The sequence below is a fragment of the Nocardia puris genome (genome assembly GCF_003315035.1).
GTDB lineage: Bacteria > Actinomycetota > Actinomycetes > Mycobacteriales > Mycobacteriaceae > Nocardia > Nocardia puris.
On sequence record NZ_QNRE01000015.1, the window covers coordinates 129,912 to 144,177 of the forward strand.

Annotated in this window: 14 protein-coding genes; 5 read left to right on the plus strand and 9 right to left on the minus strand. The window is 70.3% G+C overall.

Annotated elements, in window-relative coordinates:
• Nucleotides 1-31: 31 nt before the first annotated feature.
• The 8 genes from DFR74_RS28860 to DFR74_RS36310 all read right to left on the minus strand — a co-directional run bounded on the left by DFR74_RS28860 (nucleotide 32) and on the right by DFR74_RS36310 (nucleotide 9,792).
• Nucleotides 32-1,717 (minus strand): carbamoyltransferase family protein, encoded by a 1,686-nt coding sequence (locus tag DFR74_RS28860; RefSeq protein ID WP_084537623.1) that lies wholly within the window; start codon nucleotides 1,715-1,717, stop codon nucleotides 32-34.
• A gap of 2 nt (nucleotides 1,718-1,719) precedes the next feature.
• The gene (locus DFR74_RS28865; RefSeq protein WP_113975340.1) at nucleotides 1,720-2,871 is read right to left on the minus strand and encodes a glycosyltransferase family 9 protein; all 1,152 of its coding nucleotides are present in this window, start codon (nucleotides 2,869-2,871) and stop codon (nucleotides 1,720-1,722) included.
• Nucleotides 2,868-4,136 (minus strand): PLP-dependent aminotransferase family protein, encoded by a 1,269-nt coding sequence (locus tag DFR74_RS28870; protein WP_067509161.1) that lies wholly within the window; start codon nucleotides 4,134-4,136, stop codon nucleotides 2,868-2,870. Before DFR74_RS28870 ends, DFR74_RS28865 begins: the two co-directional genes overlap by 4 nt.
• Complete coding sequence (locus DFR74_RS28875) at nucleotides 4,133-5,407, minus strand: cytochrome P450 (RefSeq protein ID WP_067509158.1); 1,275 nt, start codon at nucleotides 5,405-5,407, stop codon at nucleotides 4,133-4,135. The genes DFR74_RS28870 and DFR74_RS28875 overlap by 4 nt, the downstream gene beginning before the upstream one ends.
• Nucleotides 5,404-6,507 (minus strand): hypothetical protein, encoded by a 1,104-nt coding sequence (locus tag DFR74_RS28880; RefSeq protein WP_067509156.1) that lies wholly within the window; start codon nucleotides 6,505-6,507, stop codon nucleotides 5,404-5,406. Before DFR74_RS28880 ends, DFR74_RS28875 begins: the two co-directional genes overlap by 4 nt.
• Before the next feature lie 15 nt (nucleotides 6,508-6,522).
• Complete coding sequence (locus DFR74_RS28885; protein ID WP_067509154.1) at nucleotides 6,523-7,482, minus strand: NAD-dependent epimerase/dehydratase family protein; 960 nt, start codon at nucleotides 7,480-7,482, stop codon at nucleotides 6,523-6,525.
• Nucleotides 7,479-9,527 (minus strand): PfkB family carbohydrate kinase, encoded by a 2,049-nt coding sequence (locus DFR74_RS28890; protein ID WP_232331746.1) that lies wholly within the window; start codon nucleotides 9,525-9,527, stop codon nucleotides 7,479-7,481. Before DFR74_RS28890 ends, DFR74_RS28885 begins: the two co-directional genes overlap by 4 nt.
• Before the next feature lie 82 nt (nucleotides 9,528-9,609).
• Nucleotides 9,610-9,792 (minus strand): hypothetical protein, encoded by a 183-nt coding sequence (locus DFR74_RS36310; protein WP_157115831.1) that lies wholly within the window; start codon nucleotides 9,790-9,792, stop codon nucleotides 9,610-9,612.
• Between the two features lie 191 nt (nucleotides 9,793-9,983).
• On the opposite strand from DFR74_RS36310, the gene DFR74_RS28900 reads away from it, so the two are divergent.
• The 3 genes from DFR74_RS28900 to DFR74_RS28910 are packed head-to-tail and all read left to right on the plus strand — an operon-like array spanning nucleotide 9,984 to nucleotide 12,579.
• Entirely contained in the window at nucleotides 9,984-11,429 is a 1,446-nt protein-coding gene (locus tag DFR74_RS28900) for a helix-turn-helix domain-containing protein (RefSeq protein WP_147265971.1), read from the plus strand.
• Nucleotides 11,426-12,118, plus strand: a complete 693-nt coding sequence (locus DFR74_RS28905; protein WP_067509148.1) for a RibD family protein — start codon at nucleotides 11,426-11,428, stop codon at nucleotides 12,116-12,118. The genes DFR74_RS28900 and DFR74_RS28905 overlap by 4 nt, the downstream gene beginning before the upstream one ends.
• Before the next feature lie 5 nt (nucleotides 12,119-12,123).
• Complete coding sequence (locus DFR74_RS28910; RefSeq protein ID WP_232331745.1) at nucleotides 12,124-12,579, plus strand: deaminase; 456 nt, start codon at nucleotides 12,124-12,126, stop codon at nucleotides 12,577-12,579.
• A 62-nt stretch (nucleotides 12,580-12,641) separates the two neighbouring features.
• Here the strand turns inward: DFR74_RS28910 and DFR74_RS28915 are convergent, their stop codons facing one another.
• Nucleotides 12,642-13,004, minus strand: a complete 363-nt coding sequence (locus tag DFR74_RS28915) for an NUDIX domain-containing protein (RefSeq protein ID WP_084537618.1) — start codon at nucleotides 13,002-13,004, stop codon at nucleotides 12,642-12,644.
• 433 nt (nucleotides 13,005-13,437) lie between these two features.
• On the opposite strand from DFR74_RS28915, the gene DFR74_RS35645 reads away from it, so the two are divergent.
• Together DFR74_RS35645 and DFR74_RS28925 are read left to right on the plus strand one after the other, a co-directional pair.
• The gene (locus DFR74_RS35645) at nucleotides 13,438-13,725 is read left to right on the plus strand and encodes a hypothetical protein (RefSeq protein WP_147265972.1); all 288 of its coding nucleotides are present in this window, start codon (nucleotides 13,438-13,440) and stop codon (nucleotides 13,723-13,725) included.
• A gap of 83 nt (nucleotides 13,726-13,808) precedes the next feature.
• Complete coding sequence (locus DFR74_RS28925) at nucleotides 13,809-14,252, plus strand: hypothetical protein (RefSeq protein WP_067509141.1); 444 nt, start codon at nucleotides 13,809-13,811, stop codon at nucleotides 14,250-14,252.
• Nucleotides 14,253-14,266: the final 14 nt, after the last annotated feature.

Genomic DNA, 14,266 nt, shown 5'->3' on the forward strand with positions numbered 1-14,266 from the left:
TGTCATTGTCCTCGCTGCGTGTAGGGGTGTTTCAGGGCAGGTCGGCGGCGGGTGGGGTGATGAGGTAGTCGCCGATGACCACCGCGTCCAGGCCGAGCGCGGCCGCGGTCGTCAAGGCGTCGACCGGGGTTTCCACGATCGGTTGCCCGGGCCCGTTGAAGGAGGTGTTGAGCAGGACGTCGACGCCGGTTTCGTAGGCGAACGCGGTGAGCAGTCGAGCGTAGCCGGGTTGGCGGGCGGGGTCGACGAGTTGCGGGCGCAGGGTGGCGTCAGCGTGGACGACGGCGGGCACATGCTGGCGCGCTGCTTCTGTGGCGTCGTGGGCGACGATCATCGCTTCGGCGGGCCCGTGCGGGGTGATCGTCCATCGGGTGAGGTCGAGCATGCTGGGTGCGAGCGGGCGCCAGGATTCGCGGCGTTTGATCTCGCGGTTGATGCGGTCGCGGCGCAGGGGTGAGCGCGGGTCGGCCAGGATACTGCGGGCGCCCAGGGCGCGGGGGCCTGCTTCGCTGCGGCCTTGATGCCAGCCGATGATCTTGCCTCTGGCCAGCAGTTGTGCGGCGGTCGTTGCGATGTCGTCGGGGGTGGAGTACACCGCGCCGAGCTCGTGCAGCGCGGCCTCGACGTCGTGGTTGCTGTGTTCGGGGCCCAACAGCGGGAAGGTCTGGCGTGCGCCGGGCACGCTCAGGTCGCCGCGGCGGTGTGCGCCGTGCAGGGCGGCGCCGACCGCGCACCCGGAGTCCGAGGCGGCCGGTTGCACGATCAGCTCGCTGATTCCCGGTGTGCGCGCGAGGATCCCGTTGGTGGTGCAGTTGAGGGCGACTCCTCCGGCTAGGCACAGCACGCTCGAGCCGGTGGTGCGCACCGCGGTCTCGGCCAGGCTGAGCATGCATCGCTGCAGCTGCAGCTGCGCGGAGGCTGCCAGGTCGGCGGCGGGTCCGAGGTGGGCCTCGGCGCTGCCGCGCTGGGCGGGGATTCCGGCGTCGGTGAAGGCCTTGGCGTAGGCGGTCTGCAGGTCGCGGTAGTAGCTGAAGTCGCTGTAGCGGTCGGCTTCATCGGTAGCGGGTGCGAGGCCGTAGCGGGACAGGTCGAGGTGGTAGCCGCCGCGTGCTGGGCGCAGGAAGCTCAGGTCGATGACCGGGCGGCCGTAGGCGGCCAAGCCCATGAGCTTGCCGGCGTGGGTCCAGTCGCCGAGCCCGGCGTGGGTGGTTGCGGCCTGGTAGAACCAGCCCAGCGACTGGGTGAAGGGCCATTCGCGTAGCGTGCGCAGCCCGGCCGGGGTGCCGTGGTGGATGCTGGTCGATACCCCGTCGCCGGAGCCGTCGACGACCAGGACCGCTGCGTCGGCGACCCCGGCGGGGAAGAACGCGGAAGCGGCGTGGGCCAAGTGGTGGGCCACGACCGAGCACCGGCGCGGCCGCTCCGGATCGTCGATCGGGCCGAGGAGTTCGGTGATCAGGGCTTCGTCGGTGATCTCCTCGACCGGTTGCGGCCAGGACGGATTCCACGCGACGGCGACCTCGTCGACCTCGGCCCATCCGATGCCGGCACTGCGCAGGCACCACGCGGCGGCCGCGGCCGCGCTGCGGGAGTCGCGGTGGTGTTTGCGCCGGGAGAAGCGTTCCTCCTCGGCGAAGGCGACGATCCGGCCGTCGTGGACCAGGGCGGCCGAGGCGTCGTGGTGGTAGGGGCCGCCGAGGCCGAGCACGAATCCCATAGTCAAAACTCCTGTGGGGCAGTCGAAGTGGCGAGGTGGTCGGTGATTGCGGTGTGCACGTCCGTCACGGTGACGGTGTCCATGCAGCCTCCGACACCGCCGCAGGTGACCTGGTGCGCGCACGGCGAGCACCCCAGGCTCGAGGTCAGTACGGTGACGGTGTCGGCGTGGCGGGGCACCACCTCGGCGGGGTTGCTCGGTCCGAACAGCACGACGACGGGCAGGTCGTGGGCGAGGGCGAGGTGGAAGCCGAAGCTGTCCCCGGTCACCATCACCGCGCACGATTCCGGCACGGCCACGAACTCGGCGAGAGACCAGTGGTCGTGGCGGACCCGACCGACGCCGGTGTCGAGCGCGGACAGGATCTGCGCGCAGACGTGGCGGTCTTCGGGTCCGCCGGTCACCAGCAGCCGGTGCCCGTCGTCGAGCAGCCGGCGCCCCAGCGCGATCCAGCGCTGGACCGGCCACTGTTTGGTGGGTTTGGAGCCGCCGACGTTGAGGCAGATCCAGCCGCCGGTGCCGGCGAGCGCGGCCGCGACGCGGGCGCGGGCGTCTTCGGGCACCTGGAGCTGGTAGGGCTCGCCGGTGTATGGGTAGCCCGCGACCTCGAAATACAGTTCGGTCCAGGTCTTGTCGTTGCCGTGGGTGCGGAAGTCGTTCCAGGTGTTCATGGCGAAGAAGTGCCGCGCCGCCTCGCCGATCGGGTAGAGGGCGTTGTGCGGGGCGCCGTAGGCCAGCCCGGCGCGATGCTCAGCGCTGATACGTGGGACGAGCCCGGCCACAGCCGGGTCGCGTTCGAACGATAGGACCTCGTCGTAGCGTTCGGCCAGCACGGTCTGGGCGGTGTCGGGACCCCAGACCAGGACCCGGTCCACGCAGGCGATCATCTCCACGATGGGCGCGGATTCCGCGCCGACGAGCCAGGTGATGTGTGCGCCGGGGTGCTGGTCTCGGATCCGGGTGGGCAGCGGGGAGGCGATGAGCATGTCGCCGAGGCGTTTGAGCATCACGATCAGCACCCGGTAGGTCATCGGGTCGTAGTGCCCGCAGCCGGGGCAGGCCCGCCAGTGCTGGCAGGGCAGCCCGCCCTGGAAGTGCCGGCAGTCCTCATTCCAATGGAATCCCGTGGTGGACAGTGTCAGGTCGGTGCTCACGAGGTCCTCACGGTGCTGGAGTCAGCGGCGGGCAGGCGTGCGAGGTAGTCCGCTGCGGTGCCCGCGCCGGGGCCGGGCAGGTAGTGGGCGCGCAGGTCGGCGACCCGGACCGCGGCGGCCGCGGCGGGGGTGCGCTGGGTCAGCACGTCGGCCATGAGCGCGGCCAGCTCGCCCATGGCGGCGGTGTCGAACCCGCCGAATGTCAGTTCTTGGACGCCCAGGCGCAGGCCGGGCGCGCGCAGATACGGGATGTCGATGGCGTTGACGACGATCCCGGCTTCCCACAGGCGCGCCGAGGCGGTCTCGGCCGGGCAGATCGGGTCGATGTCGACCCACACCTGATGCGAGGCGGTGTGTCCGGCCTCGCGCGCGCAGACCGGGATCCCCGCGCCGTCCAAGCCTGCGGCGAGGGTGGCGGCGTTGGCGATCACCGCGGCGGCGTAGTCGCGGCCGTGCTCGCTCATCCAGGCCGTCGACACCGCTAGTGCGGCCAGGTCGGCCGGGTGGGAGTGCGAGATCCAGCCGGTGGCGTGCTCATCGATCCGGCGCGCGAGGACCGGGTGGTTGGTGGCCAGGATTCCTTTGCCGGGCGGGCCCGGCCAGGTCTTGTGCACGCTGCCCCCGAGACTGTCAGCGCCCTCGGCCAGAGGGTCCTGGAACTGGCCGCCCGCGATCAGGCCGAGGGTGTGGGAGGCGTCGTAGTGGATCACCGCCCGCTCCCCCACCGCGGCCCGGATCGCGGCCAGGTCGTGGGGGAACAGGGCCATGAACGCGTCGAGGTAGATCAGCACCGGCCCGGCGCCCGCCGCGACGCGGCGCGCGAGGACGTCGGTGTCGATGCGGCCGCCCCAGGTTGGCAGCGGCTGCCAGGTCAGGCCGAGGCGGCGGGTCACGAACTCGGTGGAGCCGTGGCCGCCGTCGGCCTGGGCCAGGCCGAACACCGTGGCGCTGGGCAGGGCCAGCGCCGAGAGCGCCACCGTCATCGCCGAGAGCCCCGACAGCGGTTTCACGCTCACCGCGCTCGCACCCAGCAGCGCGCCGATCCCAGCGCAGGTCGCGTCCTCGAGGGCGGCCAGGGGTTCGCGGCCCGGCCACGCCCAATTCGGTTGTCCCCCACTGCCGAAGCAGTAGCGGGTCAGTGCCGGGGACAGATATGCCGCGCGCGCGGCGGCGGGCAGGTCGTTCTCCGAGGCGATCAGATGCAGTCGCCCTGCGTCCTGCTGCTCGAACCGGGTCAGCGCGTCGGTGATGTCGGCGATGTTCATCGGGTCACCGCCGCGCGGCGGATCTGCGCGTGGACTGGGCCGGCCGGGGTGCGCACGGGCTGCCAGCGGGCCACCGTGGGGCGTTCGGCGCGCTCGAGGGTGACGTGGTGGTCGGCCAGCACGGTGGCGGCCAGCAGCAGGGTCGCGGTCTCGGCGAGCTCGCGGCCTGCGCAGGCGTGCGCGCCGCGCCCGAAGCTCAGCAGCCCGCTCGCGCGCCGCGCCGCCGCGGGCCCGGTGAAGCGGTCCGGATCCAGCCGGTCCGGGTCGGGCCCGGCGACCTCGACCAGGTGGTGGGTGGCTGGGGCACTGTAGGCGACCTGCCAGCCTGCCGGAATGTCGTAGTCGCACAATCGGATTGATGCTTCGGCGCGGCGGGTGGCAACGCTGTTGGGTGGGTGCAGACGCAGGCATTCGGTGAGCAGTCGGCGCAGGCCGGGCGCGGTGTCGCGCGCTTGCAACCGCGCGGGCGCGGCCACGATGGCGCGGGCCTCGTCAGACAGGCCGGCGGCCAGGCGTGGGTGCAGGGCGGTTTCGATCAGCAGCCAGGTGATCGCCGCGGCGGTGGTCTCGCGCGCCGCGATCAGCACCGCGAGCAGATGGTCGGTGAGCTGGCCTGCGGGCGGCACCACCGCGGCGGCCATCAGCTGCGACAGCATCGACGGTTCCACCTGGTGTTGCGCGCGCAACGCACACTGCGCCAGCGCCGCCCGCAGCTCCGTCGCGGCGGCCACGGCGTCGGTGTAGACCAGATCCTCGGCGCCGGACGGGGTCTCGGTACCGGCGACGAACCGCTCGAACAGCTCCCCGATCCGCGCCGCGTCCGGATCGGCGACGTCCACGCCCAGGATCGCCGACACGCAGAGCTCGAGGGTGTAGGCGCGGGCGACCTCGGTCAGCTCGATACGCGGTCTGTCCGCCCACGCGGTGACGTGCCGGCCGGCCATCTGCGCGATGCCGGGCAGATAGGTGGCGACCGCGCTGCGGCGAAGCCCGGCGGCCAGGTAGGCGCGGGTGTCCTCGTGCTCGCGGCCTCGCAGCGTGAACACCGCCCGCCGAAACAGCCGGTGCACTGCAGGGGTGTTGTGCACCGCCAGTATTCCGGCGCGTTCGGCGGCGAAGAGCTCGGCCACCGCAGCCGGGGTGAGCGCATACGCGATCGGCGCCCCGGCCGGGTTGGCCACCGCGACGACCGGGCCGAGCCGGTCAGGTTGTGCGGCAATCCATCCCGGCACCGGCGAGACCGGTATGGGGTGCACGGGTGGCGGGTTCACGGGTGGATCCCGTCGTCGACGAGGGCGGCGGCCGCGCGGGCCAAGATGGTGTCGTGGTCGAGCACCGCCGGGACGATGCGGGGCCGGCAGGTGCAGCCGACCGGCAGATCAGCGATGTCGCCGCTGGTGCTGTAGGCGACGAGGCCGTCGACGATCGTGTCGGCGCACTGCGGGCACGAGTCCGGGTACAGCGATTCGAAGTCGCTGCCGCGCATGTTGATGCACGCCACCCGCACTGCGGCGCGGGTCTGGGCGGCGCGGACCGCGTCGACGACCGCCCACAGGTTCGGCGGCCGGTAGCGGCCGCGTTCGTGCAGCCACCAGGCCACGGTGTGCGGGGCCAGCCGGGTCGGGCACAGTGTCACCCCGCCGATCCCGAGCTTGGCGACGTAGGCGGTGGAGTCGATGACGTCGGTGACCGCCTCGGCTTCGGTGAGTAGCGGCGGTCCGATCATCAGATACACCTTCGGAATTACGCCGTGGGCCTGCATCAATGCCACTGCGGCTTCGAAGCTTTCGCGGGTGACGCGGGTGTTGATCAGGGTCTCGCGCACCAGCCGGTCCGCGGACTGCAATCCGATCCCGACCTCGAGTTGCACCTCGCCGAGCGCCTCGACGAACGGCGGCAACGTCTCGGCGGTGATGAACTGCGGTAGCGACTCCACGACCAGGCGCCGGACTCCCGTCGCGGCGACCCGGGTGGCGATGTCGAGCTGCACCTGCAGGGGGATCTCGCGCGGGGCGAAGAAGCTGCCGTCGTTGTAGAGCGCCAGCATCTGGTAGTGGGGTTCACTGTCGGTGCGCTCGAGCACGGTGGCGACCTGCTCACGCAGACCGAGGTGGTCTCGGCCGTGGCCGTGGTTGTTGTAGTTGGTGAACGGGCACATCGTGCAGGTCGGCACGCTGCAACCGCCTGACATCAGGATGACCTTTTTGCGTGCGTAGGTGGCGCCGTCGCCGGTGCGGACGGTGTCGTAGTCGACGAAGCGCGGCTGCTGGGGGTGCTCGCGGTCCGGGGATTCGCGCAGCTGCCGCGACAGCACGGTGATGCGGTGGCGCAGCAGTTTCTCCCCGGTGAGCAGGTCGAGGTCGATGGGCATGGTGGGGATCTCCGATCAGGGCTGCAGCGCCGGTGCGCGGCGGGCGTCGAGGAACAGTGCGTGGGCGGCGGCGGCGATGTCGGCCACCGTCACCGGGGCCAGCCCGGGCAGCGCGGTGCGTAGGCGGGTCATGTCCGCGCAGGTCCAGTACTGGTAGGCCGACGGAGCCGGGTTCGGGACCCCGATCAGCGGGATCGGCGCGCCCGCCCAGGCGGTACACCAGTCCAGCAGCTGGGCGAAGCTGACCGCGGTCCCGGAGCCGCAGTTGTAGATTCCGTGCACCGCTGGGGCGTCCAGCAGGGCCAGCAGTCGGGTGACGAGGGTCTGCACCGGCAGGTAGTCGCGCGCCGCGGTCAGGGTGTCGTCGAACAGCCGGATCGGTCGGCCGGTCGCGGCGGTGGTGACGACCTGGGACAGGATTGAAGCCATCGAGCCCTTGGTGTGCTCGCCCGGTCCGAACACGTTGGTGTAGCGCAGGGCGACGAAGTCCAGGCTGTGGGTGGCCGCGGCGCGAACCAGCGCCTCGTCAAGGCCCAGTTTGGATCGGGCGTAGGGGTTCAGCGGTCCCGAGCACCGGCGCGCGTCAGCGGGATCGGCTTCGCGGGAAGCGATTCCGTGCGGCACCCGGCCGTAGACGCTGCCCGAGGACGCGTGGATCAGGCGGGCACCCGACAATGCGCAAGCGCGGGCGACGCACACGGGCATCACCCGGTTGATGTAGCGCAGCCGCTGATCGTCGGGGGCACGGGTGTCGCTGATCGCGGCGTTGTGCACCACCACTTTGAACTCGCCGCCCCGGATCCGGTCCAGGATCGGCTCGGCCGCCGCGTCATCGATCACCGATGCCCAGGCGACCCGCTCGATTGGAGGCTGCAGGTCGACACCGGTCACGGTCCACCCGGCCGCGTGCAGCCCTGCGGCGCTGTGGCGGCCGACGAACCCAGCCGATCCGGTCACCAGCACGGTCCGCGTCATGACCGCACCGCCCGTCCGGCCGCCGCTCGCGCGATCAGCTCGCTGGTCGAGACTCCGTCGCGGTAGGGGCCGGTGACGACCAGGCCACCGCCGGCTTCCACCACGGCACGCTCGGGGAGCTCGGCGCCCACGTAGTCACCACCCTTGACCCACACATCTGGGCGCAGAGCGGCGATCGCAGCTTCGGGAGTGTCCTCGTCGAAGACGATGACCGCGTCCACGCACCCGAGTGCGGACAGCATTGCCGCGCGGTCGGGTGCCGAGATCAGTGGTCGGGCCGGGCCTTTGAGCCGTGCCACCGAGGTGTCGGAGTTGAGCAGCACAATCAGGCAATCCCCCATCGCGGCCGCCGATTCCAGCAGCGTGAGGTGCCCGGCGTGCAGCACGTCGAAGCAGCCGCCGGTGGCCACCACGCGGCCGCCGCGGGCACGGACCTGCTCGGCTATGGCCAGCGCGTCGACAGTGCGCGGGCGGCGCGGGCCAGGCAGCGGGCCGCGATGCCCGGCCACGAATGCCGTGGCCGCGGCGACCGCGTCCCGGGCGGCCGCCGACGGGATCTGGCGCCGGATCAGCCCGCCCAGCAGTGCTACCGCCAGCCGGTCACCGGCACCGCAGCTGTCCCCGTGGACCCGACGTGGCGCCGGAATCACCTGCGGGGCTGTCTCGTCAGGACCGACGAGGACCGCACCGCCGGCGCCGCGTGACACCAGCACGTGCTGGCACGCGAACGCGGTCCGGAGCTCCCGTGCCTGCCCGAGCACCGCATCCAGATCACCCGCCCGCACCGGCGCCCCGGTGAACCAGGCGGCCTCGGCCGCGTTGGGGGTGCACACGCTCGCCCCCGGGATCGGCGCCGCGCCGGCGGGATGCGGGTCCCACACCACCGGCACCCGGCCGACGGCGGCCGCGAGCAACTCCCGCACGGCGGGCATGGCCACGACGCCGCGGCCGTAGTCGGCGACCAAGACCCCGTCCGCGTCGACCAGTGCGGCTGCGGCCTGCGGGCCCGGCGCGCTGATCGGTGTGGCCGCGCAGGTGTCGTCGACCATCAGCAGCGTCTGCCCGCCCGCCCGCAGCCTCACCTTCACCGGCATCGGCCCGCCGGTCCCCAGCTCGACCAGCCGGACCCCGGCCGCCCGCAGCAGACCCTGTATCCGGGAGGCGACCTTGTCGGCGGGCCAGGCCGCGATCAGGGTGACCGTCCAACCGTCCTCCGCCGCGAGCACCGCGGCCATCCCGGCCCCGCCAGCGCGCCACTGCCGCGTCGGTGCCGACAGCACCGGCACCGGCGCCTCCGGCGACACCCGGGTGACCTCACCGACCCAGTCGCAGTCGGCCAGCACATCCCCGACCACCACCAAGTGCCCACCACCCGGACGCCGCGGCCGTCGCCGCGCACCCGCGGGCGACGCGAGCGCGGGCTCGCCGCCGAGGTTCACCGGCGTCGGGCCCTGATCGCTCGCGGCGAGCACCGGGGCGCTGGACTTGTCGACCGCCTCGCACAGGATGTGCGCAATCGCCAGATGGCATTCCTGCACCGTCGCGGTCAGCGCCGCGGGCACCGTGATCACCTCGTCGCACATCTGCGACACCGGCGACCCGGCGGGCCCGGTCAGCGCCCAGGTGCTCACGCCCAGGTCCTGCGCGGCGGCGACCGCGGCCACCACGTTGGGACTGCGCCCCGACGTCGACAGCACCAGCAGGATGTCGCCTGGGCGGGCGTGGGCGCGGACCTGGCGCGCGAACACCTCCTCGAACCCCAGATCGTTGCCCGCCGCAGTCGTCACCGCAGAGTCCGCGCACAACGCGATCGCCGGCAGCGGCGCGCGGTCGGTCTCGAACCGGACGACGAGCTCAGCGACCAGATGCTGGGCCTGGGCCGCCGAACCACCGTTGCCGAGGACCAGCAGACGGCCACCGCGGCGCGTCCGGGCCACGATCTCGCTCCCCCAATCACTGACTCGGGCCAGATCGAGGGATTCCAGCGCGGTGATCAAAGCCGCGACACGATCCGGTGTCGACGAGAGCGGTGTATCGGTTTTCAACGAGAATCCTTGCTGATGAGGTTGCGGTTCTGGTGGTGGATGGCGGCACAGGGGACGGCCCTCGTCTCGATGACGAACTCGATCACCCCAGGTCGGTCGAGACCCGCCGCATCGCGGCCTCATACACCGGGCAGCGCGGTTCATGGGTGGCGTGCGCGGTCAGCACCGAGGTCGCCTCGCCGAAACTCAGGTCCACGGTGTCGATGGATGCGCACTCGAAGGTCCTCTCGGTCCGGACCAGCGGCCGAGGCGGTGAGGAATACATCGCGCCCTCCAATGCGGTAAGGGGCGGCTCGGCCCGGGTCGATCGATGAGTACCGGGGGGTGTACTCAGATCCGCTGACGGGAGGATTCGCGCGTCCACCGGGTCCAGAGCCGCCGATATCCAGACTCGTTGCGGGCGCGAGAAGTTGCGAGGGAGTTCCGGACACCTTTCGGTGTAGTTTCACTTCACCGGTGACGGCGGAAAGACGTCGAGACGACCTGCAGGGGTGTAGTTTTCGAGAAACACAGGAATCGAACCGCGGGGGCGCGATGTCGGTTGTTCACGAGTGGAACCATGAATCGGTACGCGCGTTGGCTCGCGCGCTGAATCTGTCGACAGAGAAGTTCGCCCGACGATTGGGCGTCACGAAAAAGACCGTACTGACCTGGACCAATCCACACAGTACGGTCGAAATCCGCGCCGACAACCGCAACGAGCTCGACAAGCTGCTCACCAGCTCACCCCACTGCGTTCAGGCCCGGTTCGACAAGCTGATGGGGTTCGCGTCAGGGGCAGGTGAAACTTCGGTGCCGCAACCGATTCCGGCTACGCTGATCTCCGACACCGCCGGTGTCCACCATGACACCCACCAGGTGCCGGTCCTTGCCGCCTGCACCTCCGACGGAGAGGTCGACGCTGTGGATCTGCCGCGCCGCACCGTCATCACCGGCCTCGGCGCCTCCGCCTTCCTGGTGGTCGTCGGCGGGCCGGCGTCTGCTGCCGACATTTCGACCGCACCCGAGCCTGTTGCGAAAACACCTGCCGATTGGGTCGAACATTTCCGCACCGAATGGCTGGAAATGATCACTCGCGACAACCTTCACGGCAGCGGTTCGGTCTTGCCACGCATGGAAACCGCGCTCGCCGAGATCGGCCGGCTTCGCGACCGAAGGGCCGCTGACAGCCGCGAATTGCAGCGACTGCGCGTGCTCTACGGCGAAAGCGTCTCCTGGCTGCACCAAGACGCACGCGACTGGGACGGGGCCAGAGCATGGGCAGAGAAGGCCACCAACTGGGCGCTCGAACTCAACGACCCCGCCTGCATTTCCCTCGTCTCGATCCGCAAATCACAGATCGCCTGCGACCAGGGCGACGGCCAGGGTGCCGTGGACAGTGCGGCGGCCGCGGTCACCCACGCACCGCCGGGAACACGCTTCGGCGCCGTGGCCACGTTGTTCGCGGCCTGGGGCCACGCCCTGCTGCGTGACGCCTATTCCAGTGCGTGCGGGTTCGAACGGGCACGTGAGCTCGCCGCGGCGGCCGATCCGGACGCGGACTGGGGATTCTTCCTCGACGACGCCTACATCGACATCCACGAAGCCACCGCGCACCTGGTGCTGGGCCGCCCCCGCACCGCGATCTCACGGTTCGAGTCCGCGATCGCCGCGATGTCGGACAGCTACGCCCGCGACCGTGGCCTCTACCGCGGCCGTCTCGGGCTCGCCTATGCCGCCGCCGGTGACTCGGCGGCTGCGGCGAGAGCCAGCCTCGAAGCGATGCGGACCGGCCTGGCCACCCGATCGATGCGGGTCCTGGCACCGGTGCAGCACCTGCGGGAAGCGATGGACCCTGACAGCGTCGACCCCGACATCCAGGCCTTCCTCGGCGCCACTGACCACTGGGCGGTGCGCGCATGACCCGGCCCTACGTCCTGCATTCGGTCGCGACCAGTCTCGATGGATACATCGACGACACCAGCCCCGACCGGCTACTGCTGTCCAACCCCGCCGACTTCGCCCGCGTCGACCGCGTCCGCGCCGGCGTCGACGCGATCATGATCGGCGCGGGAACACTCCGCGCCGACAACCCCCGCCTGATTGTGAAAGACCCAGCCCTGCAGGCCGACCGGCTCGCCGCCGGGAAACCGGCACAACCGCGCAAGGTGACCGTGACCGCCAGCGGAGACCTCGACCCCGACGCGAAGTTCTGGCACCACGGCGTCGAGGACTACCCACCCCTGGTCTTCACCGTGACCTCAGCCGCCACCGCGCTGAAGGAGCGCCTAGGCGATCTGGCAGAGGTCGTCGATCTCGGGCCGGCCATCGACTTCACCGCACTGCTCGATCACCTCGGTGGCCTCGGCATCGAACGGTTGATGGTCGAAGGCGGCACACACCTTCATACGGCTCTGCTGTCGGCGGGCCTGGTCGACGAGCTGCACCTGGCACTCGGCCCCGTCCTCGTCGGCGACCAGGGCGCGCCGCGCTTCGTCAGCCCGGCAGCATTCCCTGGTGGATCCACTCGGCGCTTCCACCTCGCCAGTGTCGAGCAGATCGGCGATGTCGCACTGCTGACCTACCGCCCCAAAGAAACCAGCCTCCCGTGACTGACGTGACCGCCACCGACCACGATCACTGGATGCGGCGCGCGATCGCCCTCGCCGGCCGATGCCCGCAGGTTGCGAGCGCGTTCGCGGTCGGCGCGGTCATCGTGGTCGACAGCGAAGAAGTCGCTACCGGCTACTCCCGCGAGACCGACCCCAAGGTCCACGCCGAGGAAGCCGCACTGAACAAGCTCGACCCCGCCGACCCACGCCTGGCCCAGGCCACGATCTACTCCAGCCTCGAACCATGCTCCACCCGCGGCAGCAAGGACCGGCTCCCCTGCACCGACCGCATCCTGGCCGCCGGGATCCCGACCGTCGTCATCGCATGGCGCGAACCTGCGACCTTCGTCGAGAACTGCATCGGCGTCGAGAAACTCCGCGAGGCTGGTGTCACCGTCATTGAGCTGCCCGAGCTCGCCGACGCGGCGATGGCGATGAACCGACACCTGGACCTGTCCTAGCTTGGCAGGCGAGCAACTTGAAATCTCCTTTGACCTGGGAGGATGTCACGTCCCCTCGGCCATCAGGTGTCATTGCGGCTCGCCGCGTCATTCCCGCCTCGACAGCGCGCGATGCGCGGCCCGACCAGGCGTTCTGCGATGGACAGTGAGTACCACGCAGCGCTGGTCACCTGTGATTCCTGGATGCTGCCGATATCGGCGTGTGCCGTTGTGAAGCAGTAGCCGAGGTCGAGGTGGAAGTGTTCGGGTTCGGCGATCGCAGGGCGCGGGGGGACGCGGCCGAACTCGATGTAGACGGGGTTCTGCGACACCACGGCGATCCGGGCGAGGTCGACGCCAGTCTCTTCGGTCAATTCGCGCGCCGCCGCGCGGATCAGCGTCTGATCTGTCTGCTCTAGATGGCCGCCCTTAGGAACAATTCGCATGTCTCACTCCGCCTTCTGTCTCACTGGATCCCGGAGGGAAGCGCATGAACGGTCCGCCTGCGAACCACGCTGCAACTGTCTCAGAAGAGGCGGGAACCGTTGCCCGTTTGTGATCTTGAGGAAGCCCTGGAGCCGGATTTTTCACTTAGGTGATTCAGGCGTTCTCTCTGGCGTTGGTGACAGCACGATGTCACCCGTCGCTAGCGGATCTATGATCCCGTCCAGGACGAAGCTCTCACATCGAGACATCCTCTCGCCCAGATCAAGTGATCTCATGGGCGGTGACGAGTTCATGACCCATTCGCTGACGTCGAGGCGACTTGTGATGGCATCGGCGACCTCCAGGTGCTCTCGGACCTGCTGTGTGTCCCAGCCCTGCGGGGCCTCGAACGATGTCGCCGAAGCACTGCTTCGGCGTGGATGGACCGCCGCCGTGCAGCCGGTCGACGCCACCTGCGTCGCACTCCTCGCCGACGCCCGCCAGCGCACCGACCTGTCCGCTGTGATCAGGCTCCTGTACGATCACGACGGCCGCCTTGTCCTCGAACTCGACGAACCCCACCATCAGCGAACCGAACTCACCCCGGACTTGACCACCCGCGCGACGACGCGGGTTTCGAGGTCTGGCCGCACCATCACCCGATGCATACTGCCCGGCCGATATCCGGAACCACTTGCGCGCGAAATGATCCCGGCTACCACGGGGAGTGCGACGCTATGAGCGCAACGCGGGACCGCTGCCCAGCCGATCAACAGCAAACTCCGGTCTCCGGGCCCGCCGCGCTGCCGAGTCCGGAATATCTGATGGCCGCCTTCCGCGGTCAACTCGACGACCAGTCGCCGATGGCGCGGTGGGCTCGCGATCTTGCCGACCTGTGGGCCCAGCTCGTTGCCGCAACCCGCGCCCGCCACGACATTGGTGACCTCGAGTCCGTCCTCTGCGAGATTGCCCAGGTGGTCCGCGAGATCAACTCCTGGAGTGTCTTCTGGTTACCGCGACCGCACGGTGCACGCCGCCACACACGCACCTTCGGAGACGAGGTCAGCCATCTCGCTGGCTCATTCGCGGTGGCATTCACCGAACTCATGCGGCCGGCCCCCGACCACGCCCAGTTGCGCGAGGCGTGGTTCCACCTCGCCGAAGCCCGTGACGGCTACTCCGACCTGCTCGCCGCGACCCACGAGCGTCAGGTGCAACTGCCGGTGGTGTCGCTACCTCTGACCATCTTCGCCGCACCCTCGGCGTAGCCGCTCGCCGCACC

Excerpts from the sequence above, each read along its gene's own strand:
- DFR74_RS28860 (WP_084537623.1), bottom strand. The coding sequence starts at position 1,717 with ATGGGATTCGTGCTCGGCCTCGGCGGCCCCTACCACCACGACGCCTCG.
- DFR74_RS28870 (WP_067509161.1), bottom strand. The coding sequence starts at position 4,136 with ATGAACATCGCCGACATCACCGACGCGCTGACCCGGTTCGAGCAGCAG.
- DFR74_RS28880 (WP_067509156.1), bottom strand. The coding sequence starts at position 6,507 with ATGCCCATCGACCTCGACCTGCTCACCGGGGAGAAACTGCTGCGCCAC.
- DFR74_RS28885 (WP_067509154.1), bottom strand. The coding sequence starts at position 7,482 with ATGACGCGGACCGTGCTGGTGACCGGATCGGCTGGGTTCGTCGGCCGC.
- DFR74_RS36310 (WP_157115831.1), bottom strand. The coding sequence starts at position 9,792 with ATGTATTCCTCACCGCCTCGGCCGCTGGTCCGGACCGAGAGGACCTTC.
- DFR74_RS28905 (WP_067509148.1), top strand. The coding sequence starts at position 11,426 with ATGACCCGGCCCTACGTCCTGCATTCGGTCGCGACCAGTCTCGATGGA.
- DFR74_RS28915 (WP_084537618.1), bottom strand. The coding sequence starts at position 13,004 with ATGCGAATTGTTCCTAAGGGCGGCCATCTAGAGCAGACAGATCAGACG.
- DFR74_RS28925 (WP_067509141.1), top strand. The coding sequence starts at position 13,809 with ATGGCCGCCTTCCGCGGTCAACTCGACGACCAGTCGCCGATGGCGCGG.